1 protein-coding gene is annotated in these 2056 nt (G+C 41.1%); it reads left to right on the forward strand.

The window, feature by feature from the left end:
- Positions 1 to 254: 254 nt before the first annotated feature.
- The coding region (locus WBA89_RS13295; protein ID WP_424407091.1) for an AAA family ATPase at positions 255 to 2056 on the forward strand (1802 nt) is incomplete at its 3' end.

Below are 2056 nucleotides of genomic sequence, written 5' to 3' on the forward strand. Positions count from 1 at the left end.
GCTGTTAAGTATCCCGAATATGACTTGACAAACAACAAAGGATATGGTACAAAAAAACATAAATTGGGATTAGAACGTTGCGGTGCATCCCCCTTTCATCGGGTGTCATTTAGCCCTTGTCAAAAAATTAACAATAATAACGAAAAACCTATCTAACTCCAGCGCGATCGTCTAAAAGTTAAAAACTCAATAATTTCAGCCTCCGGTAGCATCTATAAAATCTTAATTTAACCTTCTTCAACAGGATAGATCGTATGTTAACGTTAACAGTTCCCGGCTATCGCCTGATTGAGCAAATCTACAATGGCTCTAGAACCAAGGTTTATCGAGGACTTTCTGAGTCAAACCAAAAAGTAATTATCAAACTGCTATTGAGCGAGTATCCCACTTTTAGCGAACTCGTACAGTTTCGGAATCAGTACACCATTACCAAAAATCTTGACCTTCCGGGAATTGTCAAACCCATTGCACTCTTAAACTACCGCAATGCTTTTGCTCTGGTAATGCCGGATGTTGGCGGTGTTTCCCTTGCTGAGTACACTGCTAATCCTGAAGCGAATAATTTGGGCGATTCAGCAAGCAATTCTGATGTTTTCTCTCCAGATAAATCGCCCCTAGCGATCGATGAATTTCTGCCGATCGCGATTCAGATTGTCCAAACCATAGAAGGATTATACCACAACCGAATTATTCACAAAGATATCAAGCCCCCAAATATTATCATTAACCCTAAAACCAAAGAAGTAAAAATAATTGACTTCAGCATTTCCTCACTTCTACCCAGAGAAAACCAGCAAATCCAAAATCCAAACGTCTTAGAAGGAACCCTAGCTTATATGTCTCCGGAACAAACCGGAAGAATGAATCGGGGTATCGACTACCGCACTGATTTTTACTCGCTGGGAGTTACATTTTACGAGCTACTAACAGGGCAATTACCATTTAACTCAACTGACCCAATGGAGGTGGTTCACTGTCATATTGCCAAGATACCAACTCCTCCAATTGAGCTAGTTCCAGCTATTGGAGTAATGGTCAATAAAATCATCATAAAATTGATGGCAAAAATTCCAGAATTGCGCTATCAAAGTGCTGCTGGACTGCGCTACGACTTGGCACAATGTTGGCAGGAATGGCAAGAAAACGGGAAAATTAGCGAATTTAATTTGGGGAATCGGGATATTTGCGATCGCTTCACCATTCCCGAAAAACTTTACGGTAGAGAAAACGAAGTCAAAACTTTATTAGAAGCATTCGATCGCATCAGCGAAGGTACTTCCGAAATCATGCTGGTGGCGGGATTTTCCGGCATCGGCAAAACCGCCGTTGTCAACGAAGTTCACAAACCCATTGTCCGCCAGCGCGGTTACTTCATCAAAGGAAAATTCGACCAATTCAAGCGCGATATTCCATTTTCAGCTTGGGTGCAAGCCTTCCAGAATTTAATCCGACAATTACTCACCGAAAGTCCTGGTGAGGTGCATAATTGGCAAGTCAAAATATTAGAAGCGTTAGGCGAAAATAGTCAGGTTATTATTGACATAATTCCTGAATTAGAACGACTAATCGGCAAGCAGCTACAAGTGGCAGAACTCGAAGGAGTTGCCGCTCAAAATCGCTTCAATCTATTATTTCAAAAGTTCATCCGAGTATTCGCTACGAAAGAACATCCTTTAGTGATTTTCTTAGACGATTTGCAGTGGGCAGACTCGGCTTCATTAAAACTAATACAATTGTTGATGGTTGAAACAGATACCCGCTATCTGTTGTTAATGGGAGCATATCGAGATAATGAAGTGTTTCCCGCTCATCCATTGATGCTAACCTTGGATGAGATTCGCAAAGAGTCGGCAACAATCAATCAAATTACTTTAGCACCCCTAGACCAACCTTCCCTAAATCGCCTGATTGCGGATACCTTTGCTTGTCCAATAGAAAGGTCAAAGCCTTTGACAGAAATCATTTTTGCCAAAACCAAAGGCAATCCTTTTTTTGCAACTAAATTCCTGCATTTTTTGCACAGCGATGGATTTATCTCATTTGATTTTACCCCCCC

The sequence above is a fragment of the Microcoleus sp. genome (assembly GCF_049646505.1).
In the GTDB taxonomy this organism is placed as follows: domain Bacteria; phylum Cyanobacteriota; class Cyanobacteriia; order Cyanobacteriales; family Microcoleaceae; genus Microcoleus.